Genomic DNA, 26,683 nt, shown 5'->3' with positions numbered 1-26,683 from the left:
TGGCAGTTTAACGGTCGCGGGCTGCTTTTGCTGCGTCCAGTTGTTCCAGCACCTGGGCGCAGGCGGGGCACAGGCAGGCCTTGTTGCGCAACTCGGCGGGCAAGGCTTCGAGCACCTTGGGGTCGATGCTGACGCCGTAGCACCAGCAGGCCGTGGCGGCAGTGCGCGGGTCGGCCAGGCTGCAGCGGTTGCTGGCGCCGCAGGCAGGGCAGTGTTGGGGGTCACTCATTGTCGGACCTGGGCATCTCGGTGCAGACGCGATTGCGTCCGCTTTGTTTGGCACGGTACAGCGCATGGTCGGCGCGGGCGATCAGACTGTGCAGGGTATCTTCGCGCTGCAGGGTGCTCAAGCCAATGCTGGTGGTCAGTCTGATCGGATTGCCGGCGAAGGAGAAGGCCAGTTCCTCGGTACGCTGGCGGATCTTTTCGGCGATTTCCTGGGCGCGCACGCCGTCGGTGTCCTTGAGCAGAACGATGAACTCCTCACCGCCCCAGCGGCAGATGATGTCTGCCTGGCGCAGGCAGTTCTCCAGCACCTGGGCGAACTGGCGCAGCACTTCGTCGCCGGCCAGGTGGCCGTGGGTGTCGTTGAGTGCCTTGAAGTGGTCGAGGTCGATCAACAGCGCCACCAATGGGTTGGGCTCACGCCGGGATTCCTGCATGGCCTGCGCTGCCAGGAGGTCGAAGCCCCGGCGGTTGGGCAGGCCGGTCAGGCTGTCGAGCGTCGCCAGGGCTTCGATGCTGTCTTGATGGCGCTTGACCATGGCGTTGAGCAGCGACAGCACCACCAGGCCAATGATGGTGCAGATCGCCAGGTTCAGGTAAAGCGACTGACGCACGTTGTCCAGTGCGCCATCTTCGCGTTTGTCGACGAACAGGTACCAGTTCAGTTCAGGCACCAGGCGGATGTTGAGGAAGTGACTGCGCCCTGCGTCATTGCGGTACTCATGGCTGCCGCTGACCGGCTCTGGCATTTGCTGCAGCAAATCGCGCAAGCCGACCAGTTCGCTGAGTGACTGACCGGCCCGGGCACCGTGGGGGCCGCCGTTGGAGCCAGTCAGTACCACCTGCCCCTTGGGGTCGACAAAATACACCTGGCGTTGGTAACGCTGCTGGTAGTCGTCGATCAGGCGCACCACGGCTTCGACCGTGAGCCCGATACCGGTGACCCCGATGAAGTTGCCGTCGTAGTCGAACATACGGTAGTTAATGAACACCGTGAGCCTGTCCTGGTTGGCCATGTCCAGGTCGACGTTGATTTCATAGGGTTCGGTCAGCTTCAGCACGCGCCAGTACCAGGCATCGCGAGAATCCTTGGGGTCGATCTGCTTGAGGACGCCTTTTTGCGCCTGGTAGTAGTTGCCTGTGCGGCTGGAGACAAAAAAGGCGGTGTAGGCGCGGTACTGGCCCATGATCTCGTTCAGGTAGCGGGACAGTTGCTGCGGGTCCTGTTCGCCTTCCAGGGCCCAGTCACGCAGGAAGGTGTCGTGGGCCATCATCGAGGAAATCAGGATGGGCCGAACCAGATCCTTCTGGATTTCGGAGTACACGGTATCGGAGGTCAGCGGCAGTTCGGTGTTGACGATGTTGTCGCGAATGGCGCTGCGCGAGGCGAAATAGCTGATCAGGGAGGTGGCCAGAAATCCGCAGCCAAGCAACAGCAGCAAGGTCAGAATCAGCGAGCGCTGCGAAAACAGGGCGGAGCGAGACGGCATGACATTCCCTTGATCTAGGCCAGTGGCGTTCATTCTAGTGGTGTGGCCGGAAAATAACTGGACAAAATTTGAGGTTATCGGCGTTGTATCAAATTATTGCGGCACGGGCACCGGATCCGCTTTGCACGGTCTTATTCTGTGTCGATGAACGCTTGCCGATCGACGCCGACCAGCGCCGCTGGGATGTGCAGTTCAGCGGTCCGGGAGGCCGCCATGTATCGCCGACTTTTGCTGATTGCAGTGCTGAGTTCGCTGACCGCCGCGTGTGTTCCCTATGGAGGAAATGGCTACTACCACCGCACCGAAATCTACACCGCCGACCGCTATGGCTATCCGGGATACTACCGGCCAGCCTACCCCTACAACCGTGGCTACTACGTTGTGCCGCAGCAGCGCTATTACTCGGCGCCGCCGCAGTACTACCGCCCGGCTCCCCACTATTACCGCTCGACACCGCACTACTACCGTTCGGCGCCTGAGCACTACTACAAGTCCTATCCGGGCCGTGGGTATGACCGTTACCGGCAAGCCCCCTCACGCCATGATCGCAACCGCGACGGTCGCTATGACCGCAACTGGCACCGCTAGGCTGTTCAGCTGAGGTCGGCCAGCGGATGGCGGCCTTCCCACACTTTGGCAAAGTGCGCCCTGATGACCGGCGCTGGCACCTTGGCGATGTCCGGCCAGTGCCAGTGCGGCTTCTGGTCCTTGTCGATCAGACGCGCCCGCACACCTTCGCTGAACTCGGGGTGCCGGCAGCAGTTCAGGCTCATGGCGTACTCCATCTGGAACACCTGGGCCAGTGACAGGTGCCGTGCGCGCTGAATCTGCTCCCAGACCAGGTGCGCTGTCAGCGGGCAGCCTTCCTGCAAGGTCTGCGCGGCCTTGGCCAGTAGCGGGTCGCTGCTGTTGCGCAGTTGCACGATCGCCCGCCAGGCGCAGACCGGATCGGCGACATCGAGCAACGCATCAATTTTTTCCCGCCGGGGCAGCCACTGGGCTTCGGGCATGTCGGCCCGGGCCCGCTGTTGCTGGGCCTTGAGCAGGCTGTTCAGTTGCAGGGCGGTTTGCTCCTGCCAGTTCAGTTGCAGCAGGTCGTCGATCAGTTCTTCCTGCTGGTTTTCCCCCAGCAGGCGATCGGCCAGGTCCAGATCCAGCGCATCGCGGGCATTGAGGGGGGCGCCGGTCAACCCCAGGAACAGGCCGAGCTTGCCGGGCATGCGCGACAGAAACCAGCTGGCGCCGACATCCGGGTACAGGCCGATGCTGATCTCAGGCATGGCCAGGCGGCTGCTGGGGGTGACGATGCGCACGCGGGCGCCCTGGAGCAATCCCATGCCGCCACCGAGCACATGGCCGTGTCCCCAGCACAACAAGGGTTTTGGGTAGGTGTGCAGGCGGTAGTCCAGGCGATACTCGGCGGCGAAAAAACGCGTGGCCAGCGATGGAACCTCCCCGGGATGATCACGACACGCCTGCACCAGGCTGCGCACATCGCCACCGGCACAGAAGGCCTTGGCCCCGGCGCCGCGCAGCAGCACGCAGACGACTTCCGGGTTGTCGGCCCAGTCGGCCAATTGCTGGTCGATCACCTCGATCATGGGCAGCGACAGGGCGTTGAGGGCCTTCTCGCTGTTGAGGGTAACGATGCCGAGACGGGCACCATCGACGCCGGTCTGTTCTTCGCACTGTACAAGCATGGGCGGCCTCACTCATCTGATCCGCACAAGTATGGTCGTTGCTGGTGATCGTGCCGGTCGCCGGTCGGAACGATTGACAAGCCCCGGCAGCTTTCCTAGTGTCGCGCCATTGTTTACGGATGGCCCCATGACTGACGACGATCGCATCAAACTCGAACCCAGCTGGAAAGAAGCGCTGCGCGCCGAGTTCGACCAGCCCTACATGCAGCAACTGCGCGAGTTCCTGCGCCAGGAATACGCGGCCGGCAAAGAGATCTACCCCCCTGGCCCGATGATTTTCAATGCGCTCAACTCCACGCCGCTGGACCAGGTGAAGGTGGTGATCCTCGGGCAGGACCCGTACCACGGCCCGGGTCAGGCGCATGGCCTGTGCTTTTCGGTGCAACCGGGCATCCCGACGCCGCCGTCGCTGGTCAATATCTATAAAGAGCTGCAACGCGACCTGAACATCGAGATTCCCCGGCATGGCTACCTGCAAAGCTGGGCCGAGCAGGGCGTACTGCTGCTCAACACGACCATGACGGTCGAGCGTGCCAATGCCGCCTCCCATGCCAAGAAAGGTTGGGAATTCTTTACCGATCGGGTCATTGAAGTGGTTAGCGAGCACCAGCCCAATACGGTGTTCCTGCTGTGGGGCGCCCACGCCCAGAGCAAGGCCAAACTCATTGATGCCACCAAGCACCTGGTGCTCAAGTCGGTCCACCCGTCACCGTTGTCGGCCTATCGCGGCTTCCTGGGGTGCGGGCATTTCAGCCGTACCAACAAGTTTCTCGAGCAGCACGGTCTGGCGCCGGTGGAATGGGCATTGCCGCCGTTGTGAGGGTTGCGGGACAGAAAAAGGAAGCCGAGGCTTCCTTTTTTTGTGTCAGTCCGGCTGGGTACTGCGCTCGGCATGCCAGTGGCGGAACAAGGGTTCGGCCAGAAACAGCACAAACAGCAAGCGCATCACCTGCAGGGCGGTCACCAGGGGTACCGAGAGTTGCAGGGTTTCGGCGGTCAGGCTCATTTCCGCAATACCGCCGGGCATCATGCCCAGGGTCAACGAGCGCAAGTCCAGCTGGGTCAGGTGGCTCAAGACCCAGGCCGCAGCGGCAGCGATCAGCATGCTCAGGGCCGTGGCAACCAGGGTCCTGCCCAGGAACGACGGCGCCCGCCGAAAGAACGCACGATTGAAGTGACACCCCAGGCCGCTGCCGATCAACCACTGGCCGATCTGGCTGGCGCCATCGGGCAGGGCAATCTGCAAGTCGGCGCCGACACTGGCAACCGCAGCCACCAGCAACGGGCCGAACAACCAGGGATTGGGTTGTTTCATGCGTTGCCAGACCATCGCCAGCACGATGCCCAGCGGGCAAATCACGGCCAGCCAGCCCCAATTGACACTGCCGGCATGGGTGATTGCCACGCCATCGCCGAGCAGGTACTTGAACACCGCCGGTACGCACAGCACCACTGCGAGCACCCGCAGGCTCTGGGCCGCAGCGACCTGGCTGAGTACCGCGCCGTTGCGCGCCCCGAGGTTGACCATCTCCCCGGAGCCGCCCGGCATGCTGGAGAAGAACGCCGTGGCCCGGTCTTCACCGGTGCGGCGCAGCAACCAGATCCCCACCACGCTGGAGACACTGGTGATCAACGCCCCGCAGAAGATCAGGCCAAAGTTGCTGGCCACCTGCTCGATCACCGCCGGGGTGAAGTGCAGGCCGATGCCGATGCCGATGATCCACTGGCCACATTTACGCCCGCCAGGAATCTCGGTCAGTTGCCAGGGTGTCAGGCAGCGCACGAGGATGATCGCCAGCAACGAGCCGACCATCCACGGCAGCGGCCAGCCCACCAGGCTGGCGAGATACCCGCCTGCCAGGCCGACCAGGCCGGTGACCCAGTACAGTTTCAGTGCGCCATCAGACATCGGCCAGGGCACGACGCTGGAGGCTGCGCTTGCGCAGGATACGCACGATCGGCAGGGCCAGCATGACGGCAGTCAGTGCCCAGACAGTCACGCTGATCGGGCTGGCCCAGAGAATCTCAAGGCCGCCGTTGGAGATCGACAGCGCCCGGCGCAGGTTCTGCTCCATCAGCCCGCCCAGGATGAAGCCCAGCAGCAGCGGCGACAGCGGGAAGTCCAGCTTGCGCAGGATGTAGCCGAAGATGCCGATGCCGATCATCAGGAACAGGTCGAAGGTGGTGGCATGCACCGCATACACACCGATCGCGGTGATGATGGCGATGACCGGCACCAGGGTCCAGTTCGGAATGGAGAGGATCCGGGTGAAGATGCGCACCATCGGAATGTTCAGGATCAACAGCATGACGTTGGCGATGAACAGCGAGGCGATCAGGCCCCAGACGATGTCGGGTTGCTGCTGGAACAACAGCGGGCCGGGGGTGATGTTGTACAGGGTCAGGGCGCCGATCATCACCGCGGTGGTGCCTGAACCTGGAACGCCGAGGGTCAGCATCGGCACCAGGGCGCCGCAGCAGGAGGCGCCGATGGCGGTTTCAGGCGCCGCCAGGCCGCGCTTGTCACCCTGGCCGAACTTGCTGCTGGCACCGGCCAGTTTCTTTTCGGTCATGTAGGCCACGGCACTGGCCAGGGTCGCACCGGCACCCGGCAATACCCCCATGATGAAACCCAGTACGCCGCAGCGGATGTTCACCACGAACACCGAGGCCGCTTCCTTGAGGTTGAACATCATGCGCCCGGTGGCTTTCACCGCCTGGTGGCCGTGGTGGGTCTTTTCCAGCAGCAACAGGATTTCGCTGATGGAGAACAGGCCCAGTACCAGCACGACGAACTGAATGCCATCGGCCAGGTGCACGCTGTCACCGGTGAAGCGGTATACGCCGCTGTTGGCGTCAATGCCGACGCCTGACAGGAACAGGCCGATCAACGCGGCGATAAAGGTCTTGAGTGGTCTGTCACCGGCCATGCCGCCCAGACAGATAATCGCAAAGACCATCAGCACGAAATATTCCGCGGGCCCGAAGGCGATGGCCCATTTAGCCAGCAGCGGGGCAAACAGCACCATGCCGCAGGTGGCGATGAACGCGCCGATGAACGAGCTCCAGGCCGACAGCGACAGGGCCACGCCCGCCAGGCCTTTGCGGGCCATGGGGTAGCCATCCAGGGTGGTCATCACCGTGGAGGCTTCGCCGGGAATGTTGAGCAGGATCGAGCTGATCCGGCCGCCGTATTCGCACCCCAGGTACACCGCCGCCAGCAGGATCAATGCGGACTCGGGGGGCAGGCCCAGGGCGAAGGCGATGGGGATCAGCAGTGCCACGCCGTTGATCGGGCCCAGGCCCGGCAGCAAGCCGACCACGGTGCCGATGAGGGTGCCGCACAGGGCGGTGACCAGGTTGTAAGGGCTCAGCGCGACGCCGAAGCCCTGGCCGAGATAACCAAGCGTATCCATGTCAGTTCTCCAGTACGGCGAGCACGCCAAGGGGCAGTGGGACTTCCATTACACGGTCGAACAGCCAGTACAGGCCCAGGCTCATCAGGCTGATGATCACCACGCTCGCCATCCAGCGACCGCCGTACAGGCGGGCCATCGGCACGCCGATCAGGATGCTGCTGACAATGAAGCCCAGGGGCTCGAACGTGGAGGCGAAGACCAGCAGCAGGAGCACGCACAGGGCGACCTTGCGCAGGGTGGCGCGGTCAAGCTCCGGCTCGTCGTCCTTGCGCACGATGGCGGTGGGGCGGATGGCGAGATAGAGCAGGCCGGCGCCCATCAGGGCGAGCATCAACAGCGGGAAGGCACGGGGGCCGACGGGTTCATAGGAAAAGGCGGCCTGATAGGGCCAGGCCATGACTGCCAGCGCCGCGCAGGCGGCCAGCAGCGTCAAGGCGAAGACGCGTTGCAGGATCATTGGGGAATCCTCTTTTCGCGGGGCAAGCCCGCTCCTACGGTAGGAGCGGGCTTGCCCCGCGATGCTGTCGGAAAGGTTCGGAAACTTACTGAATCAGCCCGAATTCCTTGGCCAGGGCCTTATAGTCGGCCACCTGCTTCTTCACGTAGGTGTCCAGCTCGGCGCCGGTCATCGCGAAGGGGAACAGTTCGCGCTGGTCGCGCAACGTGGCGAAGTCTTCGGAAGCCAGCAGCTTGTCGAACGAGGCTTTCCACCAGTCATACTCTTCATCGGTGACTTTCGGCCCCAGGTAGAAGCCCCTCACCACCGGCCAGACGATGTCGTAGCCTTGCTCTTTGGCGGTCGGGATGTCCTTCATTTCCGGCTCGTCCAGGCGCTTTTCGGTGAACACAGCAAGCAGGCGCATGTCGCCGCTCTGGATGTGCGGCATGGAGTCGGAGATGTCGGTACTGCCCACCTGGATGTGCCCGCCGAGCAACGCCGTGGCAATCTCGCCGCCCCCTTCGAGGGCAACGTAGCGCAGGTCGCGCGGGTTGATGCCGGCGGCCTTGGCGATCAAGGCGGTCTGCATCCAGTCCTGGCTGCCGACGGTACCGCCGGAGCCGATCACCACTTTGCTCGGGTCTTTTTTCAGCGCGGCGACCAGGTCATCGAGGGTTTTGTACGGCGAGTCGTTTTTCACGGCGATGGCGCCGTAGCTGGTGCCCACGGCCGCCAGCCAGCGCACGGCGTTTTCGTCGAAGCGACCGAACTTGCCCTGGGCCAGGTTCAGCAGCGAGCCGCTCGACCAGGCCACCAGGGTGCCGCCATCGGCAGGGCGCTGGGCCACCACCGCGTTGTAGGCCACCGCGCCGACACCACCGGGCATGTAGGTCACGCGCATGGGTTTGCTGAGGATCTTCTCGTTGACCAGGGCGCTTTGCACCAGTTTGCAGGTCAGGTCGAAGCCGCCGCCGGGGGAGGCGGGGGCGATACATTCAGGACGCTTGGGTTCACCCGCCCCGGCTTGGCCGGCAAGCATCAGGCAGGCAGTGGCGAGGGCAATACGGCGCAGTGCAAAGGTCATCGTCTATCTCCGTTGGCATTATTGTTATCGGGGACTACCACAGCGCAAGGCTGTAACTCACCAGCAGTCGCACTTCGTCGGCATCGCGGGCGAAGTTGGAACGGAAGGTGGCGTTGCGCAGGCGCACGGCGACGTTTTTCAGGGCGCCACTTTGCACCACATATTTGAACTCGGTGTTGCGTTCCCACTCTTTGCCCTCACCGCCATCGGCCAGGCTGACATTATCGCCGTTGATGTAGCGGGTCATGAAGGTCAGGCCGGGAATGCCCAGTTTGGCGAAGTCATAGTCGTAGCGGGCTTGCCAGGAGCGCTCGTCGGCACCGGCGAAGTCGTTGATCTGGACGAAGTTGACCAGGTACGGGTCGGCGCCATCGACATACGGGAAGGCCGTGTCGCCGGAGAGGTGTTGGTAACCGGCACTGAATTTGTGGCCGATGAGGCTGTAGCTGAGCATGCCGTTGAGCGCGGTGTTGTCGATGTTGCCGCCGCGGGCCTGGCCCTGGTCATCGCTCAAGGCCATGCGCAAATCAGCGCCGAACGTACCGGGGCCCCACGGCTGGCTGGCGATCATGCCGACGAAGTGCTGGCGGTAGACATCATCGAGCTGGGCCCAGTGGTAGCTGCCGGTGATCTTGTCGGTGAATTTGTAGTCCAGGCCGGCCATGTCGAAATGGTTGCCGGCAACGGTGCCCAGGAAGCGACCGTTCTTGTTGTTCAGGGCAATGTCCTGGTTGTCGGTGCTGTCGCGGTCCTTGGCCTTTTCCAGGCGCCCGCCGGTAAACGTCAGGTTTTTGATTTCGCCGGAGGTCAGCAGGCCGCCCTCGAAAGTCTGCGGCAGGATGCGGCCGTCGTTGGGCTGCAGGGTGGGCAGCTCCGGCATCAGGGTGCCGATTTTCAATTCGGTTTCCGAGATCTTCACTTTGCCGGTCAGGCCGAGTTTGGAGTACTCGTCGGCGGCGCGCCCGTCATCGTGGGTCGGGAGCAGGCCGCTGCCGGTGCGGTCGGGGCTGGAGTCTAGCTTGATACCGAGCATCCCCAGGGCGTCGAGGCCAAAGCCTACGGTGCCGTCGGTGTAGCCTGACTCGAAATTGAGCATGAAGCCCTGGGCCCACTCGTCACGCTTGGACTGCTGGGCACTGGTGCCGTCGCGAAAGTCGCGATTGAAGTACATGTTGCGGGTTTCAAAGGTGGCCTTGCTGTCTTCGAAGAAGGCGGCTTGGCTGAGCGGGGCGACGCCGACAAGGGCGAGGGCGCTGGCAACTGCAGTCTGGCGGGAAGGTAGGCGGCGAATAGGCGTATACGCCTGTGGCTGCATGGACAGCATGGTCGAGTGACTCCGTTATTGTTCTTATTAGTTCGAGCCTGAAGGCTCGGTTGTACGGCAAGCAGAGTGAGCCGTGAGAGGATGCTAGGGGCTGAACCTTTCGCTAACCTTTCAGCAGCTTTTCATCGTTGCGAAGGCTTCACAGGCGAGCTGTCGGCTGTACACTCCGCGCCATTGACCGTGACTTACCTGGGAGAAATCGATGCGTGTGCTGCTCGTCGAAGACCATCTGCAGCTGGCAGAAAGCGTGGCCCAGGCCCTCAAGAGCACCGGCTTGACCGTTGATGTGCTGCACGATGGCGTGGCCGCCGACCTGGCCCTGGCCAGTGAGGAGTACGCCGTGGCCGTGCTCGATGTGGGGCTGCCGCGCATGGACGGCTTCGAGGTGCTGGCGCGTTTGCGCGCCCGCGGCAAAACCTTGCCGGTGCTGATGCTGACCGCGCGCAGCGACGTGAAGGACCGGGTCCACGGCCTGAATCTGGGCGCCGATGACTACCTGGCCAAGCCATTTGAACTGACCGAGCTCGAGGCGCGGGTCAAGGCCTTGCTGCGCCGCAGCGTGCTCGGCGGTGAGCGCCAGCAACGCTGCGGCCCGCTGGTGTACGACCTGGATACCCGGCGCTTCACCCTGGGCGATGAGCTACTGACCCTGACCTCCCGCGAGCAGGCCGTGCTTGAAGCCATGATCGCCCGTCCGGGGCGGGTGATGAGCAAAGAGCAACTGGCGGCCCAGGTGTTCGGCCTGGATGAAGAAGCCAGCGCCGATGCCATCGAGATCTACGTCCATCGGCTGCGCAAGAAGCTCGATGGGCATGCCGTGGCCATCGTCACCTTCAGGGGGCTCGGCTACCTGCTCGAGCACCGCGATGCTGGATAGCGGCAGCCTGCGTGGACGGCTGGTCTGGAACCTGGCGATCCTGCTGGTGGTGCTGATGCTGGCCAGCGGCCTGAGCGCCTACTGGAACGGCCGGGAGGCCGCCGACACGGCCTACGACCGTACCTTGCTGGCCTCGGCCCGCACCATCGCGGCGGGCTTGTCCCAGCGCGATGGCACGCTCAGTGCCGACGTGCCCTACGTGGCACTGGACACCTTCGCCTATGACAGCGCCGGGCGTATCTACTACCAGGTCAACGACATCCACCAGCGCCTGATCTCCGGGTACGAGAACCTGCCAGCGCCACCGCCGGGCACGCCACGCACCGACGACTACCCGGCCCTGGCGCGCTTCTACGACGCCCGCTACCTGGGCCAGGACGTGCGGGTGGTGAGCCTGCTCAAACCCGTCAGCGAACCGAACATGAACGGCATGGCCGAGATCCGCGTGGCCGAGACGGAAGAAGCGCGCGTGCGCATGGCGCGCGGGCTGATGGCCGACACCCTGCTGCGCCTGGGCATGCTGGCGCTGGGGGCATTGATGATGGTGTGGTTCGCGGTCAGCGCCGCGCTACGTCCGCTGGAGCGCTTGCGCCGCGCTGTGGAAGAGCGCCAGCCCGACGATCTGCGGGCATTGCCAGCGGTCGAGGTGCAGCGTGAATTGAGCCCGCTGGTGCGGGCCTTGAACCATTTCACCGAACGCCTGCGCGGGCAGTTCGAGCGCCAGGCCCAGTTCATCGCTGAAGCCGCTCACGAGTTGCGCACCCCACTGGCGGCCCTCAAAGCCCGCGTTGAACTGGGGCTACGCTCCAGCGAGCCGCAGGTCTGGCGTGACACGCTGGAATCTGCCGCCCAGGGCACGGATCGCCTGACTCACCTGGCCAATCAGTTGCTATCCCTTGCCCGGGTGGAGAATGGCGCGCGGGCCATTGCCGAGGGCGGTGCGCAAGTGCTTGACCTGAGCCAGCTGGCCCGCGAGCTGGGCATGGCCATGGCGCCGCTGGCCCATGCCCGGGGCGTGGCACTGGCGCTGGAGGCCGAAGAGTCCGTGCAGGTGCGCGGGGAACCGACCTTGCTCAATGAATTGCTCAGCAACCTGGTGGACAACGCCCTGGCCCATACACCCAAGGACGGCAACGTGATCCTGCGAGTGAGCGCACCGGGCATTCTGGAAGTCGAGGACGATGGCCCAGGCATCCCCGAAAGCGAGCGCGAGCGGGTGTTCGAGCGTTTCTATCGGCGTAGTGCCCAAGGCACTGGCCTGGGCCTGGCGATTGTCGGCGAGATCTGCCGCGCGCACCTGGCGCAGATCAGCCTGCATGACGGCGAGCGGGGCGGCTTGAAGGTGCGGGTCAGTTTTACGGTCGACTAACGGAACATGCTGCGGGCATTGAGCAGGTCGCTGGCGACCAGTTCGGTGCCGGTGGGCAGGCCCAGGTGGCGGTAGGCCGGCAGGGCGGCCAGGGGGCGGGTCTTGCTGGTGCCCTGGCTCAGGGCGCGGGCGATCTGGACGATATCCACATAGTCGACCCGCTCGCTGCAGCGGTCCAGGTCGTGGACCCGTCCGGGCAGCTTGACCAATTGCTCGGGGAACTCCCAGGTGCCGAGAATCTTGTCGCCCAAGGCTGGATGGATCTGGTCGATCACATAGTTCAGGCACACGGGGTCGGACAACAGCTCGTTGTGCTCTTCGGCGTAAATCAGGATCGGCAATACGCCAATCTGGTGAACCAGGCCGGCCAGGGCGCCTTGATCCGGCTTGAGCTGGGTATGGCGCTGGCAGAGTTCGTAGCTGATGCCCGCCACTTCCAGGCTGGTCGCCCAGGTTTCGCGCATTTTCCGCTCCACGACCTCGGAGCGGGCATGGAAGATCTGCTCGATGACCAGGCCGATGGCCAGGTTGCAGCTGTAGTTGATGCCCAGGCGGGTGATGGCCGTTTGCAGGTCGGTCACTTCGACGGTGGCGCGCAGCAGCGGGCTGTTCACTACTTTGATCAGGCGCGCCGACAAGGCGGCATCGCGGCCAATGACTTTGCTCAGGGTGCTGACGCTGATCTCGGTGTCTTCTGCGGCCTCGCGGATGCTCAAGGCTACCTCCGGCAACGTCGGCAGCACCAGGTCATCGTTGTCGATGGCGGCCAGCAACTGGGCCTGGACCATCTCGGCCAGCTTGTTCATGGTGATTCTCTAACGCAATTCAAGAAATGCCCCGGTAGCCAAGTGCCGGGGCTGGGGTGTTTCAGCGCTGGATCTCGCGGTCGCGATCCAGTTCGTAGGGGAGCGACAGCAGCGCAAGGCCGGGGCCGTCGGCGCTGCCCAGGTGCAGGTTGTTGTCTTCGACCGCGTCGGCAGTCAGTACCGCCAGCAGCTCGCAGCCTTCAGCGGCGCGGGCAGCCAGTACCACTTCACCGACCGAGGAGTTGTGGGTAGGCGAGAAAATCTCGGTACCCGGCGCTGGCGGTTGATCGCCGGCCAGGGCCACGCGGTACTGGCGACGCTTGAGCTTGCCCAGGTACTGCATGCGCGCGACGATTTCCTGGCCGGTGTAGCAACCCTTCTTGAAGCTGACGCCGCCGACGGCTTGCAGGTTGATCATCTGCGGGATGAACAGCTCGCGGGTCTGGGCCATGACCTGGCCGATGCCTGCGCGAATCTGCCCCAGCAGCCAATCGTTGAGCGTGCCTTGCGCCAGGTGTGCGGCCAGCTGCGCCTGCACGGCTTCTGCTTGCTGGGCAGGAACCCACAGCTCAATGCGCCCGGTGGACGCGACAACGGCGATCAGGCCGTCGTGGCGCGTTACTCCGTCGACCTGCGCCGGTACTTCCAGTCCCAGCGCCTGCAGGGCGGCGTCACCGTTGCTGAGGCCAAAGCGAACCCAGGCGTCGCTGTCGTCGGTCAGTTTGGCCTTGGAGAACACGGCGTACTTTTTCAGGTCGGCCAATTGTGGCTCAAGCAGCTCGCGGGTCATTGCCAGCAGAAAGCCGTCGGCCTCGGGCAGGATGCGAAAGCTCGACTGCATGCGGCCCTTGACCATGCAGCGTGCGCCCAGGCTGCTGGTGCTCTCATTGAGGTAATTGAGGTTGCAGGTCAGTTGGCCTTGCAGGAACTTGCCGGCGTCCGAGCCGCGGACGGCGAGGACGCCTTCGTGGGAAAGGGTGCAGAAAAAAGCAGAATCGGCCATGGGTCATCGCAGGGTAGTAAGACTGGGTCCCATGATAGAGCGCTGTCGGCAAAATAGGTAGTTGAGTACTGCCCTCTGTCATTATTTGCTCACAGGTCCGGACCAACGTCTCGTGTCCCTCGGGCGTGGCCTCTGTATACTGGCGGCCTATTTTAGGAGGGCTTCATGGTCGAACAAACTGAACTCAACCGGCTCTTTTGGCACAGCCGCCGTGGCATGCTCGAGCTCGACGTACTGCTGGTCCCTTTCAGCAAGGACGTCTATCCGACCCTGAGCCAGGAAGATCGTGACCTGTACAAGCGCTTGCTGAGCTGCGAAGACCAGGACATGTTTGGCTGGTTCATGGAACGCAGCGAGTCCGAAGATCCGGAGCTGCAGCGCATGGTTCGCATCATCCTGGACCGTGTCCAGCCCAAGTGATCGGTTCGAGTGTCGCTGGCAAGGCTCCAGGGTCTTGCTGGCGGCCTATCTGGCCAGCCTGCTGCTGGCCCTGCTGGCGCTGAGTCTTCTGCAAGTCCCGTGGTGGGTGAAGCTGCTGGGGAGTGTGTGTTGCCTGCTGCATGCGGGCTGGATGATTCCCCGACGTATCCTGCTCAGCCATCCCCACGCCATCAGTGGCTTGCGCCGAACCCCTGAAGGTTGGCAGCTCTACAGTCGAGCGCAGGGCTGGCAGCCGGTTCAATTGCGCCCCGACAGCCTGGCCTTGCCGGGCTTGGTTGTGCTGCGCTACCGCCGCAAGGGGCGGTATTGGAACGAGGGCCTGTGCATCGCACATGACGCGCTGGAGCCGGTGCAACACCGGCGCCTGCGCGTGCGGCTGAAGTTCAGTCGGCGTAGGTGGGCGGCTGCAGAATAGTGTCGCGGGCCTCGGCGAGCATGCCCGGGTAATCCAGGGTGTAGTGCAGGCCGCGGCTTTCCTTGCGTTGCATGGCGCTGCGGATCATGAGCTCGGCCACCTGGGCCAGGTTGCGCAGCTCGATCAGGTCGCGGCTGACCTTGTAGTTGCTGTAGAACTCGTCGATCTCGTCCAGCAGCAGGCGCACCCGGTGTTCGGCGCGCTGCAGGCGCTTGCTGGTACGCACGATCCCCACGTAGTCCCACATGAACCGCCGCAGCTCATCCCAGTTGTGCGCAATGATCACGTCTTCATCCGAATCGGTGACCTGGCTTGCATCCCAGCAGGGAAGCGCCCTGGGCATTGTAATTTGGTCCAGATGCGCCTCGATGTCGGTGGCCGCGGCACGACCGTAGACGAAGCATTCGAGCAGCGAGTTGCTGGCCATGCGATTGGCGCCGTGCAGGCCGGTGAAGCTGGTTTCACCGATGGCGTAGAGGCCGGGTACGTCGGTATGGCCGTGATCGTCCACCATCACGCCGCCGCAGGTGTAGTGGGCAGCGGGTACTACCGGGATCGGTTGGCGGGTGATGTCGATGCCGAAGGTCAGGCAGCGTTCATACACGGTGGGGAAGTGGCTCTTGATGAAGTCGGCCGGCTTGTGGCTGATATCCAGGTACACGCAGTCCACGCCCAGGCGCTTCATCTCGTGGTCGATGGCACGGGCGACGACATCGCGCGGTGCCAGCTCTTCACGCGGATCGAAGCGCGGCATGAAGCGTTCACCATTGGGCAGCCTGAGCAGGGCGCCTTCGCCGCGCAGGGCCTCGGTGATCAGGAAACTCTTGGCCTGGGGGTGGTACAGGCAGGTGGGGTGGAACTGGTTGAATTCTAGGTTGGCCACCCGGCACCCGGCGCGCCAGGCCATGGCGATGCCATCGCCGCAGGCCCCGTCGGGGTTGCTGGTGTACAGGTAGACCTTGGCCGCACCGCCCGTGGCCAGCACGGTGAAACGGGCGCCATAGGTATCGACTTCGCCGGTGTTGCGATTGAGTACATAAGCGCCCAGGCAACGGTCGCCGTCCATGCCCAGGCGCCGCTCGGTGATCAGGTCGACCGCGACCCGCTGCTCCAGCAACTCGATGTTCGGACGCTGGCGCGCCTGGCTGAGCAAGGTGGTGAAGATTGCCGCGCCGGTGGCGTCGGCGGCATGAATGATACGCCGATGGCTGTGGCCACCTTCGCGGGTCAGGTGAAACTCGAAACCGCCGTCGTCGACACTGGCATGTTCATCTCGCGTAAACGGTACGCCCTGGTCGATCAACCACTGGATCGACTCGCGACTATGCTCAACGGTGAAGCGCACTGCATCTTCATGGCACAGACCGCCGCCTGCATTGAGCGTGTCCTCGACGTGGGATTGCACCGTGTCGGTGTCATCCAGCACTGCCGCGACCCCGCCCTGGGCCCAGAAGGTCGAACCGTTGGACAGGTCGCCCTTGCTGAGTACGGCAATGCGCAGGTGGTCGGGGAGGGTCAGCGCCAGGCTCAGACCAGCAGCGCCGCTGCCGATCACGAGGACATCATGTTGGAATTGTTGGCTCATGTCAGGACACTAGTATCTGAAGGGGGGGATCGGCACAATAGTCAGGCGCGTATGGCATTGTGAAACTATCGTGAATCTGGACCGGTTGCCTTTATAGCAGCCCCAAGGCCCTGATTTCCAATGGCGCTTGCGTGGCTCCAACGGCTTTTTTGGAACTTTCCACGCGGTGTGGATATCCATAGAAGGTTGTCCGCACGCCACAATGCCGCGGCGACGCATGGCAGTAGCTGGTCACTCGGCGCTGTCGGCGTATTCGAGACCCGATTATCGACGCAGCCGGCCGTGACCGCGCTGCGTTTTTCGTGCGAGCCGACCAAGGGCCGCAGGAAACTTGCTTGGAGGGGAGAACTTTTGCGCAAAGCCCGAGTCTATGGTTGCAAGCCTGAACGACGCTTGACGCAACGCTCCTTCAAGATCACCGAGGAGTGTTCATGCTAACCCAGGAAGAGGATCAGCAGCTTGTCGAGCGCGTGCAGCGTGGCGACAGGCGAGCGTTCGATCTGTTGGTGCTGAAGTATCAGCACAAGATTCTCGGGTTGATCGTGCGTTTTGTACACGACACCCATGAAGCGCAGGACGTGGCGCAGGAAGCTTTCATCAAAGCTTACCGGGCGCTGGGTAATTTTCGCGGCGACAGTGCCTTCTACACCTGGCTGTACCGCATTGCCATCAACACGGCAAAGAACTATCTGGTGTCCCGCGGTCGGCGGCCACCGGACAGCGATGTGAGCTCCGAGGATGCGGAGTTCTACGACGGCGACCACGGCCTCAAGGATCTTGAGTCTCCAGAGCGCGCGTTGTTGCGGGATGAGATCGAAGGCACCGTCCATCGGACTATTCAGCAACTGCCAGAAGATTTACGTACGGCGTTAACTTTACGTGAATTCGATGGTCTGAGTTACGAGGACATTGCGAGCGTCATGCAGTGTCCGGTGGGTACCGTGCGCTCTCGAATCTTCCGCGCTCGGGAGGCCATAGACAAAGCCCTGCAGCCGTTGTTGCAGGAAACCTGAGACAGCGGCGACAGCCAAGAGAGGAACCGCCATGAGTCGTGAAGCTTTGCAGGAATCGCTGTCCGCGGTGATGGATAACGAAGCGGACGAACTGGAATTACGTCGGGTATTGAACGCCGTCGACGACGCCGAAACCCGTGCCACCTGGTCGCGTTACCAGGTTGCCCGTGCGGCAATGCACAAGGAACTGGTGCTGCCACAACTGGACATCGCCTCTGCCGTTTCTGCTGCGCTGGCTGACGAAGCCACGCCAGTCAAGGTCAACCGTGGTCCATGGCGCAGCCTGGGTCGCCTGGCTGTGGCCGCTTCGGTCACTGTTGCCGTGCTGGCCGGTGTACGCTTGTACAACCAGGACGAAATCAGCGGCGCCCAACTGGCTGCCCAGCAACCTGCCCAGCAGGGACTGAGCGTGCCACAGGTTCAAGGCCCTGCCGTGCTGGCAGGCTATAGTGAAAGTGCAGAACAGCCAGGCCCGATGGCCAACGGCGTCCTGCAGGGGCAATCCGGCTGGCACGACCAGCGTCTGCCCGGCTATCTGCGCCAGCATGCTCAGGAAGCAGCACTCAAGGGAACCGAGAGCGCTCTGCCTTATGCCCGTGCGGCAAGCCTGGAAAATCGCTGAGTAAGGAGGATCATGCGCGCGCTACCTCTCATACCGCTGTTGTTGGGTGGCTGGCTCTCACTGCCGGCCCTCGCTGCCAACTCCTCGCCGCAAGCGAGTGACTGGCTCAAGAAGCTGGCGCAAGCCGAGCAGCAGCAGAGTTATCAAGGTACTTTCGTTTACGAGCGTAACGGCAGCTTCTCCACCCACGACATCTGGCATCGTGTCCAGGACGGCAAGGTCAGCGAGCGGTTGTTACAGCTCGATGGCTCGGCCCAGGAAGTCGTGCGTGTCGACGGGCATACCCAGTGCGTGAGCGGAACCTTGGCGCCTGGCGTGAGTAATTCGCCAGAGTCCACAGCGCGAGTACTCGATCCTCTGAAACTGATGAGCTGGTATGACCTCGGGGTCGCCGGCAAATCCCGGGTGGCAGACCGTGAAGCGGTGATTGTTACCCTCAGCCCTCGAGATCAACACCGCTACGCATTCGAGCTGCACCTTGATCGCCAGACCGGCTTGCCATTGAAGTCGCTGATGCTCGATGACAAGGGGCGCTTGCTGGAGCGATTCCAGTTCACCCGACTGGTAACCGACCAGGCGCCAAGCGAAGATGAGCTCAAGGCGAGCGATCTGTGCAAACCGGTCACCCAGGTGGCCGAACAAGCGACACAGCCGGCCACCGGCTGGCGTTCCGACTGGCTGCCGCCAGGCTTTGAGCTGATTGGTAGCTCGGTGCGCAAGGACCCACAAGACAAGGGCACGGTCAGCAACCTGATGTACGATGATGGCCTGGCGCGGTTCTCGGTCTTTATCGAAGCACTGGGAACAAGTTCGGCAATCGACGTCCGCACCCAGCTGGGCCCTACCGTTGCGGTTTCGCGACGCCTGACCACGCCCAAGGGCGAAGTCATGGTCACGGTGGTGGGCGAAATCCCGATCGGTACTGCCGAGCGGATTGCATTGTCGATGCGATCTCAGGACACTCAGGCACAGAAATGAACCGCACGTATGCTGACGGGTCGAGGATTCCTTGGCTGACATGATTGGCAAGCTTTGCAGTTTGCAAATATTCCAGAATTTTTCTATAGGTCAGTCCTTTCGGGGTCTGGCCTTTCCTGCGTCTGCAGGGCCCTACTGCTAACCACGCTCGATGTGACGGGAGCCGTATGTCAATACCACGCTTGAAAACCTACCTATCGTTGTTCGCCGCCGTGTTCATGCTCGGTCAGGTGGTCACCGCCCAGGCTGAAGCCCTGCCGGACTTCACCACCCTGGTCGAGCAGGCTTCGCCGGCTGTAGTGAACATCTCGACAAAGCAGAAGCTGCCGGAACGCAAGTACGCGACGGGTGAGATGCCAGACCTTGAAGGCCTGCCACCGATGTTCCGCGAGTTCTTCGAGCGCAACATGCCTCAAAACCCACGCTCGCCACGCGGTGACCGCCAGCGTGAAGCGCAATCCCTGGGTTCGGGCTTCATCATCTCCGACGATGGCTATGTACTGACCAACAACCATGTGGTTGCCGACGCTGACGAAATCATCGTCCGCCTGTCCGATCGCAGCGAACTGCAAGCCAAGCTGGTCGGCACTGACCCGCGTACCGACGTGGCCTTGCTCAAGGTCGAAGGCAAGAACCTGCCAACCGTCAAGCTGGGCGACTCCAGCAAGCTGAAAGTGGGTGAGTGGGTGCTGGCGATCGGCTCGCCGTTCGGTTTCGACCACTCGGTGACCAAAGGTATCGTCAGCGCCAAGGGCCGTACCCTGCCCAACGACACCTATGTACCGTTCATCCAGACCGACGTTGCGATTAACCCCGGTAACTCCGGTGGCCCGCTGTTCAACATGAACGGCGAGGTGGTGGGTATCAACTCGCAGATCTTCACGCGTTCCGGTGGCTTCATGGGCCTGTCGTTCGCCATCCCGATCGACGTGGCGCTGGATGTATCCAACCAGCTCAAGAAAGACGGCAAGGTCAGCCGCGGCTGGCTGGGCGTGGTGATCCAGGAGGTCAACAAGGACCTGGCTGAATCCTTTGGCCTGGACAAGCCTTCCGGTGCCCTGGTAGCCCAGGTGCTTGAAGATGGCCCGGCAGCCAAGGGTGGCCTGCAAGTGGGTGACGTGATCCTGAGCATGAACGGTCAGCCGATCGTCATGTCGGCCGACCTGCCGCACCTGGTCGGTGGCCTGAAGGACGGTGCCAAGGCCAAGCTGGAGATCATCCGCAACGGCAAGCGCCAGAACCTGGATGTCACCATCGGTGCACTGCCTGATGATGACGCCGATATCACCACCAACGCTTCCGGTGGTGTGGAACGCAGCAGCAACCGCCTGGGTGTCTCGGTTTCCGACCTGACCGCCGAGCAGAAAAAGACCCTTGAGCTCAAGGGCGGCGTGGTGATCAAGGAAGTCCAGGACGGCCCTGCGGCCTTGATTGGCCTGCGTCCAGGTGATGTCATCAGCCACCTGAACAACCAGGCGATCCTGAACGCCAAGCAGTTCACCGAAATCGCCAAGGAACTGCCGAAGAACCGTTCGGTGTCGATGCGCGTGCTGCGTCAGGGCCGCGCAAGCTTCATTACCTTCAAGCTGGCTGAATAAGCTGGACTGAAAGGAGAAGGGCGGCGCAAGCCGCCCTTTTTCCGTAGGGGTAACAATTTATCGCGGGGCAAGCCCGTTCCTGCAGTCGCGATGGGTAATACGGAATCTCCCATATCCCTTCAGCTTCAGGTACAATTCCCGGCTATTTTTCGGTGGGCGTTCGTCCCGCAGCCTTTTTGAGTGTTGACCCGTGAGTGATTTGAGTCATATCCGCAATTTCTCCATCATCGCCCACATTGACCATGGCAAGTCGACCCTGGCGGACCGTTTCATCCAGATGTGCGGCGGCTTGACCGCGCGTGAGATGGAAGCCCAGGTACTCGATTCCATGGACCTGGAGCGTGAGCGCGGTATCACCATCAAGGCCCACAGTGTCACCCTGCACTACAAGGCGCAGGACGGCAAAACCTATCAGCTGAACTTCATTGATACCCCCGGCCACGTTGACTTCACCTACGAAGTCAGCCGCTCGCTGGCGGCCTGTGAAGGTGCGCTGCTGGTGGTCGATGCCGGCCAGGGCGTAGAGGCTCAATCGGTCGCCAACTGCTACACCGCCATCGAGCAGGGCCTTGAGGTCATGCCGGTACTGAACAAGATGGACCTGCCCCAGGCAGATCCAGACAAGGTCAAGGACGAGATCGAGAAGATCATCGGCATTGACGCCACCGACGCCGTGGCCTGCAGCGCCAAGAGCGGCATGGGCGTGGACGAGGTGCTCGAGCGCCTGGTGCACACCATCCCTGCGCCAACAGGTGACATCGAGGCGCCCCTGCAGGCGCTGATCATCGACTCCTGGTTCGACAACTACCTGGGCGTCGTGTCCCTGGTGCGTGTGCGTCACGGCCGGGTGAAGAAAGGCGACAAGATTCTGGTCAAGTCCACCGGCAAGGTGCACCTGGTCGACAGCGTCGGTGTATTCACCCCCAAGCACACCCAGACTGCAGACCTGAAAGCCGGTGAAGTAGGCTTCATCATCGCCAGCATCAAGGACATTCACGGGGCGCCAGTGGGCGACACCCTGACCCTGAACTCGACTCCCGAGGTCGAGGTGCTGCCAGGTTTCAAACGCATTCAGCCTCAGGTTTACGCCGGCCTGTTCCCGGTCAGTTCCGATGATTTCGAAGATTTTCGTGATGCATTGCAGAAGCTGACCCTGAACGACTCGTCGCTGCAGTACCAGCCGGAAAGCTCCGATGCACTGGGCTTCGGTTTCCGTTGTGGCTTCCTTGGCATGCTGCACATGGAGATCATCCAGGAGCGCCTGGAGCGCGAATACGACCTGGACCTGATCACCACCGCGCCAAGCGTAATCTTCGAGGTCAAGCTCAAGACCGGCGAGACCATCTACGTCGATAACCCGTCGAAGCTGCCGGACGTATCCGCCGTCGAAGACTTCCGCGAGCCAATCGTCGCCGCCACCATCCTGGTGCCACAAGAGCACCTGGGCAACGTCATCACCCTGTGCATCGAGAAGCGTGGCGTACAGCGCGACATGCAGTTCCTCGGTTCGCAGGTGCAGGTGCGCTACGACCTGCCGATGAACGAAGTGGTACTGGACTTCTTCGACCGCCTGAAATCCACCAGCCGCGGCTATGCTTCGCTGGACTACCATTTCGACCGCTACCAGTCGGCCAATCTGGTCAAGCTCGATGTACTGATCAACGGTGACAAGGTCGACGCCCTGGCGCTGATCGTTCACCGCGACAATGCGCACTACAAGGGCCGCGCATTGACTGAGAAGATGAAGGAACTGATTCCTCGGCAGATGTTCGACGTGGCAATCCAGGCCGCCATTGGCGGGCAGATTGTGGCGCGAACCACTGTCAAGGCGCTCAGAAAGAACGTACTGGCCAAATGCTACGGTGGTGACGTGAGCCGTAAGCGCAAGCTTTTGGAAAAGCAGAAGGCCGGTAAGAAACGCATGAAACAGGTCGGTAACGTGGAGATTCCACAAGAAGCCTTCCTCGCCGTGCTCAGGTTGGATAGTTAGGTCCTATGTCGCTAAATTTCCCGCTGTTGCTAGTCATCGCCGTTGCCGTCTGCGGTCTGTTGGCCCTGGTCGATCTGCTGTTCCTGGCGCCTCGCCGGCGTTCGGCGATCGCCAACTATCAGGGCAGCGTCCGCCAGCCCGAAATGGCAGTGGTCGAGCAGTTGAACAAGGAACCGTTGCTGGTCGAGTACGGTAAGTCGTTCTTCCCGGTGCTGTTCATTGTCCTGGTGCTGCGTTCGTTCCTGGTCGAGCCTTTCCAAATCCCGTCGGGATCGATGAAGCCGACCCTGGAAGTGGGCGATTTCATCCTGGTGAACAAGTTCTCCTACGGGATTCGCCTGCCGGTGATCGACAAGAAGGTCATCGAGATCGGTGATCCACAGCGTGGCGATGTGATGGTGTTCCGCTATCCGAGCGACCCGAACGTCAACTACATCAAGCGTGTGGTTGGCCTGCCGGGCGATCAGATCCGCTACACCAGCGACAAGAAGCTGTTCGTCAACGGTCAGCCGATTGCCGAACAACTGGTCGGCACCGAGCCGGGCACCCTGGGCAGTGCCGAACTGTACAAGGAAAAGCTCGGTGAAACCGAACACATGATCCGCAAGGAAATGAGCCGTTACCGCATGCCGCCTGACCAGCAATGGACAGTCCCGGCCGGTCACTACTTCATGATGGGCGACAACCGCGACAACTCCAACGACAGCCGTTACTGGGATGACCCCAATATTCCCAAGGCGCTGCATGGCATGGTCCCGGACCAGAATATCGTCGGCAAGGCCTTCGCGGTCTGGATGAGCTGGCCAGAGCCCAAACTCAGCCACTTCCCGAACCTTTCGCGAGTGGGCCTGATCAAGTAACACCACAACGGCGCTGTCCTGGGACAGCGCCGAATGCATTTCTGGCATAGGCTTGTTCAGGGATCTAGCGATCCAACTGGGCCGCCGGCGCCGGTGGGCATGAGCCAAACTGTCTTTCAGGATGTTGATTTGAACAAAGCGTTGAATCCGACGGCAGCGGCCCCGATGGCGGCCCTGTACGAACAAATGTGCGAGCCTTGCGCCCAGGCGCCTGGCCACTACCTCGACCACGAACAGCGCGTGGGTACACTGTGAGCGTTTCCTTGAGCCGCCTCGAGCGCCAGCTCGGCTACACCTTCAAGAACCAGGAGCTGATGCTGCTGGCCCTCACGCACCGCAGTTTTGCCGGTCGCAACAATGAACGCCTCGAGTTCCTCGGCGATGCGATCCTCAACTTCGTCGCCGGCGAGGCGCTGTTCGAGCGCTTCCCTCAAGCACGGGAAGGCCAGCTGTCACGCTTGCGTGCACGTCTGGTCAAGGGCGAGACCCTGGCTGTGCTGGCCCGTGGTTTCGACCTGGGCGAGTACCTGCGCCTGGGTTCCGGTGAGCTGAAGAGCGGTGGCTTCCGTCGCGAGTCGATCCTGGCCGACGCTCTGGAGGCGTTGATTGGCGCCATCTACCTGGACTCGGACATGCAGACCGCCCGCGAGCGCGTGCTGGCCTGGCTGACCGGTGAGTTCGAGAGCCTGACCCTGGTCGATACCAACAAAGATCCGAAGACCCGTCTGCAGGAATTCCTGCAGTCGCGGGCCTGCGAACTGCCGCGATACGAAGTGGTGGATATTCAAGGTGAACCCCATTGCCGGACGTTTTTCGTCGAATGCGAAGTGACCCTTTTGACTGAAAAAAGCCGAGGGCAGGGTGTTAGCCGGCGTATCGCCGAGCAAGTGGCGGCCGCCGCAGCACTGATCGCCTTGGGCGTGGAGAATGGCAATGACTGATACGAATACTACCCGCTGCGGCTATGTTGCCATTGTCGGCCGCCCGAACGTGGGCAAGTCGACCCTGCTCAACCATATCCTTGGCCAGAAGCTGGCGATCACCTCGCGCAAGCCGCAGACCACCCGCCACAACATGCTCGGTATCAAGACCGAGGGTGACATCCAGGCTATCTACGTCGATACCCCGGGTATGCACAAGAGCAACGAAAAGGCGCTCAACCGCTACATGAACAAAACCGCCTCGGCCGCCCTCAAGGACGTCGACGTGGTGATCTTCGTGGTCGACCGCACCAAGTGGACCGACGAAGACCAGCTGGTGCTGGAGCGTGTGCAGTATGTGCAGGGCCCGGTGATACTGGCGATCAACAAGACCGACCGGATCGAAGAGAAAGCCGACCTGATCCCGCACCTGCAATGGCTGCAGGAGCAACTGCCAAACGCCGAGATCGTACCGATTTCCGCACAGCAGGGGCACAACCTCGAAGCCCTCGAAGGCCTGATCGCCAAGCACCTGCCGGAAAACGACCACTTCTTCCCGGAAGACCAGATCACCGACCGCAGCAGCCGCTTCCTCGCTGCTGAACTGGTGCGCGAAAAGATCATGCGCCAACTGGGTGCGGAGCTGCCGTACCAGATCACCGTCGAGATCGAAGAGTTCAAGCAGCAGGGCAAGATCCTGCACATTCATGCGCTGATCCTGGTCGAGCGTGACGGCCAGAAGAAGATCATCATTGGCGACAAGGGCGAGCGGATCAAGCGCATCGGCTCCGAGGCGCGCAAGGATATGGAAGTGCTGTTCGACGCCAAGGTCATGCTCAACCTCTGGGTCAAGGTCAAGGGTGGCTGGTCCGACGACGAACGCGCCCTGCGTTCGCTGGGCTACGGTGACCTCTGATCCCTTCAGGCCCGGTGGCGTCCGCCGCCGGGTCGAACCTTTTCTGAAGCGCCGCTCATGGATCTGCCAGTTGGCCAACCGGCCTACGTGCTGCACAGCCGGGCCTACCGTGAAACCAGTGCGCTGGTTGATTTCCTCACCCCGCAAGGGCGCCTGCGCGCAGTGATGCGCCGTGCCCGTGGCAAGGGCGGCAGCCAGGTACGTCCCTTCGTGCCCCTTGAAGTCGAGTTTCGCGGTCGTGGCGAGCTCAAGACCGTCGGTCGCCTGGACAGCGTCGGCACGGCGGCCTGGCTGCATGGCGATGCGTTGTTCAGCGGTCTGTACCTCAACGAATTGTTGATTCGCCTGTTGCCCGCCGAAGATCCCAATCCAGTCGTGTTCGAGCAGTATGCCGCCACCTTGCAGGCTTTGGGTGTCGGGCGGCCGCTGGAGCCGCTGCTGCGCGCCTTTGAATGGCGCCTGCTGGATGAGCTTGGCTACGGCTTTGCCCTGGACCAGGACGTCAACGGTGACCCCCTGGCCATCGACGGTCTGTACCGCTTGCAGGTGGATGCCGGGCTTGAGCGTGTCTATCTGCTGCAACCCGGTTTGTTCAGCGGTGCCGAGCTTGCGGCCATGGCCAATGCCGACTGGGACGTACCCGGCGCCCTGGGCGCCGCCAAGCGCTTGATGCGCCAGGCGTTGGCGGTTCACCTCGGCGGTCGGCCATTGGTCAGTCGCGAACTGTTTCGCAAGCGCTGAGCACGTCGTATGCTGTGAGGCTCAATTTTCAGGAGAGCCTCTTCGTGACTCAAAGCAACCGTATGCTGCTTGGCGTGAACATCGACCACGTGGCGACCCTGCGCCAGGCGCGCGGCACGCGCTACCCGGACCCGGTCAAGGCCGCGCTGGATGCCGAAGAGGCGGGCGCCGATGGCATTACCGTTCACCTGCGTGAAGACCGTCGGCATATCCAGGAGCGCGACGTACTGGTGCTCAAGGACGTGTTGCAGACGCGCATGAACTTTGAAATGGGCGTGACCGAAGAAATGATGGCGTTCGCCGAGCGCATTCGCCCGGCGCACATCTGCCTGGTACCGGAAACCCGTCAGGAACTGACCACCGAAGGTGGCCTGGACGTGGCTGGCCAGGAAGCGCGGATCAAGGCGGCCGTTGAACGCCTGTCGCGCATGGGTTCGGAAGTGTCCCTGTTCATCGACGCCGACGAGCGCCAGATCGAAGCATCGCGCCGTGTGGGTGCCCCGGCCATTGAACTGCATACCGGTCGCTATGCCGATGCGCACACCCCGACCGAGGTGGCCGAAGAGCTCAAGCGCGTTGCCGACGGCGTGGCCTTTGGCCTGGCCCAGGGCCTGATCGTCAATGCCGGCCATGGCCTGCACTATCACAACGTCGAAGCGGTGGCGGCGATCAAAGGCATCAACGAACTGAACATCGGCCATGCGCTGGTGGCGCATGCGCTGTTCGTCGGCTTCAAGTCGGCAGTTGCCGAGATGAAAGCGCTGATCATGGCCGCCAGCCGCGGCTAACCCCTTGTAGGAGCGGGCTTGCCCCGCGATGGCGATCTGTCAGTGACATCGCATCGCGGGGCAAGCCCGCTCCCACAGCA

General features: G+C 62.4%; 28 protein-coding genes. 17 read left to right on the top strand and 11 right to left on the bottom strand.

Features of this window, described 5'->3' with window-relative positions:
- Window positions 1-7: 7 nt before the first annotated feature.
- Complete coding sequence (locus U9R80_RS22055) at window positions 8-229, bottom strand: cysteine-rich CWC family protein (protein ID WP_301841188.1); 222 nt, start codon at window positions 227-229, stop codon at window positions 8-10.
- Entirely contained in the window at window positions 222-1,715 is a 1,494-nt protein-coding gene (locus U9R80_RS22050; RefSeq protein ID WP_301841190.1) for a sensor domain-containing diguanylate cyclase, read from the bottom strand. Before U9R80_RS22050 ends, U9R80_RS22055 begins: the two co-directional genes overlap by 8 nt.
- A 213-nt stretch (window positions 1,716-1,928) precedes the next feature.
- On the opposite strand from U9R80_RS22050, the gene U9R80_RS22045 reads away from it, so the two are divergent.
- The gene (locus U9R80_RS22045; protein ID WP_301841191.1) at window positions 1,929-2,303 is read left to right on the top strand and encodes a hypothetical protein; all 375 of its coding nucleotides are present in this window, start codon (window positions 1,929-1,931) and stop codon (window positions 2,301-2,303) included.
- A gap of 5 nt (window positions 2,304-2,308) precedes the next feature.
- Here U9R80_RS22045 and U9R80_RS22040 read toward each other — a convergent pair whose 3' ends face one another.
- Window positions 2,309-3,415 (bottom strand): enoyl-CoA hydratase/isomerase family protein, encoded by a 1,107-nt coding sequence (locus U9R80_RS22040; RefSeq protein ID WP_301841193.1) that lies wholly within the window; start codon window positions 3,413-3,415, stop codon window positions 2,309-2,311.
- Between the two features lie 127 nt (window positions 3,416-3,542).
- Here U9R80_RS22040 and ung point away from each other — a divergent pair, with 127 nt between their 5' ends.
- A complete protein-coding gene (ung, locus tag U9R80_RS22035) occupies window positions 3,543-4,235 on the top strand; it encodes a uracil-DNA glycosylase (protein WP_301841194.1) in 693 nt (230 codons plus the stop codon).
- Window positions 4,236-4,280: 45 nt separating this feature from the next.
- Here ung and U9R80_RS22030 read toward each other — a convergent pair whose 3' ends face one another.
- The 5 genes from U9R80_RS22030 to U9R80_RS22010 form a co-directional block, all read right to left on the bottom strand.
- The gene (locus tag U9R80_RS22030) at window positions 4,281-5,324 is read right to left on the bottom strand and encodes an AbrB family transcriptional regulator (RefSeq protein WP_301841195.1); all 1,044 of its coding nucleotides are present in this window, start codon (window positions 5,322-5,324) and stop codon (window positions 4,281-4,283) included.
- Window positions 5,317-6,831: a tripartite tricarboxylate transporter permease gene (locus U9R80_RS22025; RefSeq protein WP_301841196.1), complete on the bottom strand. Its 1,515-nt coding sequence runs from the start codon at window positions 6,829-6,831 to the stop codon at window positions 5,317-5,319. Before U9R80_RS22025 ends, U9R80_RS22030 begins: the two co-directional genes overlap by 8 nt.
- A 1-nt stretch (window position 6,832) precedes the next feature.
- Window positions 6,833-7,291, bottom strand: coding sequence for a tripartite tricarboxylate transporter TctB family protein (locus U9R80_RS22020; RefSeq protein WP_301841198.1), 459 nt, complete (start codon window positions 7,289-7,291; stop codon window positions 6,833-6,835).
- An 85-nt stretch (window positions 7,292-7,376) separates the two neighbouring features.
- On the bottom strand, window positions 7,377-8,357 hold the full coding sequence (locus tag U9R80_RS22015) for a Bug family tripartite tricarboxylate transporter substrate binding protein (RefSeq protein WP_301841199.1): 981 nt from the start codon (window positions 8,355-8,357) through the stop codon (window positions 7,377-7,379).
- A 34-nt stretch (window positions 8,358-8,391) separates the two neighbouring features.
- Window positions 8,392-9,681 carry an OprD family porin gene (locus tag U9R80_RS22010; protein WP_301841200.1) on the bottom strand — a complete coding sequence of 430 codons (1,290 nt, stop codon included), beginning with the start codon at window positions 9,679-9,681 and terminating at the stop codon, window positions 8,392-8,394.
- Window positions 9,682-9,883: 202 nt separating this feature from the next.
- On the opposite strand from U9R80_RS22010, the gene U9R80_RS22005 reads away from it, so the two are divergent.
- Together U9R80_RS22005 and U9R80_RS22000 are read left to right on the top strand one after the other, a co-directional pair.
- Entirely contained in the window at window positions 9,884-10,558 is a 675-nt protein-coding gene (locus tag U9R80_RS22005) for a response regulator (RefSeq protein WP_301841201.1), read from the top strand.
- Window positions 10,548-11,927 carry a sensor histidine kinase gene (locus U9R80_RS22000; protein ID WP_301841202.1) on the top strand — a complete coding sequence of 460 codons (1,380 nt, stop codon included), beginning with the start codon at window positions 10,548-10,550 and terminating at the stop codon, window positions 11,925-11,927. Before U9R80_RS22005 ends, U9R80_RS22000 begins: the two co-directional genes overlap by 11 nt.
- On the opposite strand, the gene U9R80_RS21995 is transcribed toward U9R80_RS22000, so the two are convergent.
- Window positions 11,924-12,733 (bottom strand): HDOD domain-containing protein, encoded by an 810-nt coding sequence (locus U9R80_RS21995; protein ID WP_301841203.1) that lies wholly within the window; start codon window positions 12,731-12,733, stop codon window positions 11,924-11,926. The two genes, U9R80_RS22000 and U9R80_RS21995, sit on opposite strands and share 4 nt — an antisense overlap.
- A gap of 61 nt (window positions 12,734-12,794) precedes the next feature.
- The gene (gene ygfZ / locus U9R80_RS21990) at window positions 12,795-13,736 is read right to left on the bottom strand and encodes a CAF17-like 4Fe-4S cluster assembly/insertion protein YgfZ (protein ID WP_301841204.1); all 942 of its coding nucleotides are present in this window, start codon (window positions 13,734-13,736) and stop codon (window positions 12,795-12,797) included.
- A gap of 165 nt (window positions 13,737-13,901) precedes the next feature.
- Here ygfZ and U9R80_RS21985 point away from each other — a divergent pair, with 165 nt between their 5' ends.
- Entirely contained in the window at window positions 13,902-14,156 is a 255-nt protein-coding gene (locus U9R80_RS21985; RefSeq protein WP_028943422.1) for an FAD assembly factor SdhE, read from the top strand.
- Entirely contained in the window at window positions 14,140-14,592 is a 453-nt protein-coding gene (locus U9R80_RS21980; protein WP_301841205.1) for a protein YgfX, read from the top strand. Before U9R80_RS21985 ends, U9R80_RS21980 begins: the two co-directional genes overlap by 17 nt.
- Here U9R80_RS21980 and nadB read toward each other — a convergent pair.
- Window positions 14,561-16,177 (bottom strand): L-aspartate oxidase, encoded by a 1,617-nt coding sequence (gene nadB / locus U9R80_RS21975; RefSeq protein WP_301841206.1) that lies wholly within the window; start codon window positions 16,175-16,177, stop codon window positions 14,561-14,563. The genes U9R80_RS21980 and nadB overlap by 32 nt on opposite strands.
- A 431-nt stretch (window positions 16,178-16,608) precedes the next feature.
- On the opposite strand from nadB, the gene rpoE reads away from it, so the two are divergent.
- From rpoE to pdxJ, 11 genes are all read left to right on the top strand, one after another.
- Window positions 16,609-17,190 (top strand): RNA polymerase sigma factor RpoE, encoded by a 582-nt coding sequence (rpoE, locus tag U9R80_RS21970; RefSeq protein WP_010220971.1) that lies wholly within the window; start codon window positions 16,609-16,611, stop codon window positions 17,188-17,190.
- A gap of 31 nt (window positions 17,191-17,221) precedes the next feature.
- Window positions 17,222-17,812, top strand: a complete 591-nt coding sequence (locus U9R80_RS21965; RefSeq protein ID WP_301841213.1) for a sigma-E factor negative regulatory protein — start codon at window positions 17,222-17,224, stop codon at window positions 17,810-17,812.
- 12 nt (window positions 17,813-17,824) lie between these two features.
- On the top strand, window positions 17,825-18,790 hold the full coding sequence (locus tag U9R80_RS21960; protein ID WP_301841215.1) for a MucB/RseB C-terminal domain-containing protein: 966 nt from the start codon (window positions 17,825-17,827) through the stop codon (window positions 18,788-18,790).
- A 218-nt stretch (window positions 18,791-19,008) separates the two neighbouring features.
- Complete coding sequence (locus U9R80_RS21955) at window positions 19,009-20,388, top strand: DegQ family serine endoprotease (RefSeq protein ID WP_301841366.1); 1,380 nt, start codon at window positions 19,009-19,011, stop codon at window positions 20,386-20,388.
- A 190-nt stretch (window positions 20,389-20,578) separates the two neighbouring features.
- Window positions 20,579-22,378 carry a translation elongation factor 4 gene (gene lepA, locus U9R80_RS21950; protein ID WP_028943428.1) on the top strand — a complete coding sequence of 600 codons (1,800 nt, stop codon included), beginning with the start codon at window positions 20,579-20,581 and terminating at the stop codon, window positions 22,376-22,378.
- A gap of 5 nt (window positions 22,379-22,383) precedes the next feature.
- Window positions 22,384-23,238 (top strand): signal peptidase I, encoded by an 855-nt coding sequence (lepB, locus tag U9R80_RS21945; protein ID WP_301841217.1) that lies wholly within the window; start codon window positions 22,384-22,386, stop codon window positions 23,236-23,238.
- Window positions 23,239-23,367: 129 nt separating this feature from the next.
- Window positions 23,368-23,493: a hypothetical protein gene (locus U9R80_RS21940; protein ID WP_301841218.1), complete on the top strand. Its 126-nt coding sequence runs from the start codon at window positions 23,368-23,370 to the stop codon at window positions 23,491-23,493.
- Entirely contained in the window at window positions 23,490-24,179 is a 690-nt protein-coding gene (gene rnc, locus U9R80_RS21935) for a ribonuclease III (RefSeq protein ID WP_028943430.1), read from the top strand. Before U9R80_RS21940 ends, rnc begins: the two co-directional genes overlap by 4 nt.
- Window positions 24,172-25,074: a GTPase Era gene (gene era, locus U9R80_RS21930; protein ID WP_028943431.1), complete on the top strand. Its 903-nt coding sequence runs from the start codon at window positions 24,172-24,174 to the stop codon at window positions 25,072-25,074. Before rnc ends, era begins: the two co-directional genes overlap by 8 nt.
- A 57-nt stretch (window positions 25,075-25,131) precedes the next feature.
- Complete coding sequence (recO, locus tag U9R80_RS21925; RefSeq protein ID WP_301841219.1) at window positions 25,132-25,815, top strand: DNA repair protein RecO; 684 nt, start codon at window positions 25,132-25,134, stop codon at window positions 25,813-25,815.
- 62 nt (window positions 25,816-25,877) lie between these two features.
- A complete protein-coding gene (pdxJ, locus tag U9R80_RS21920; RefSeq protein ID WP_442964988.1) occupies window positions 25,878-26,603 on the top strand; it encodes a pyridoxine 5'-phosphate synthase in 726 nt (241 codons plus the stop codon).
- Window positions 26,604-26,683: the final 80 nt, after the last annotated feature.

The organism is Pseudomonas sp. JQ170C (assembly GCF_035581345.1).
Taxonomy (GTDB): domain Bacteria; phylum Pseudomonadota; class Gammaproteobacteria; order Pseudomonadales; family Pseudomonadaceae; genus Aquipseudomonas.
Note: the sequence above shows the minus strand (reverse complement) of the source record. Positions and strands in the feature narration are given on the sequence as shown.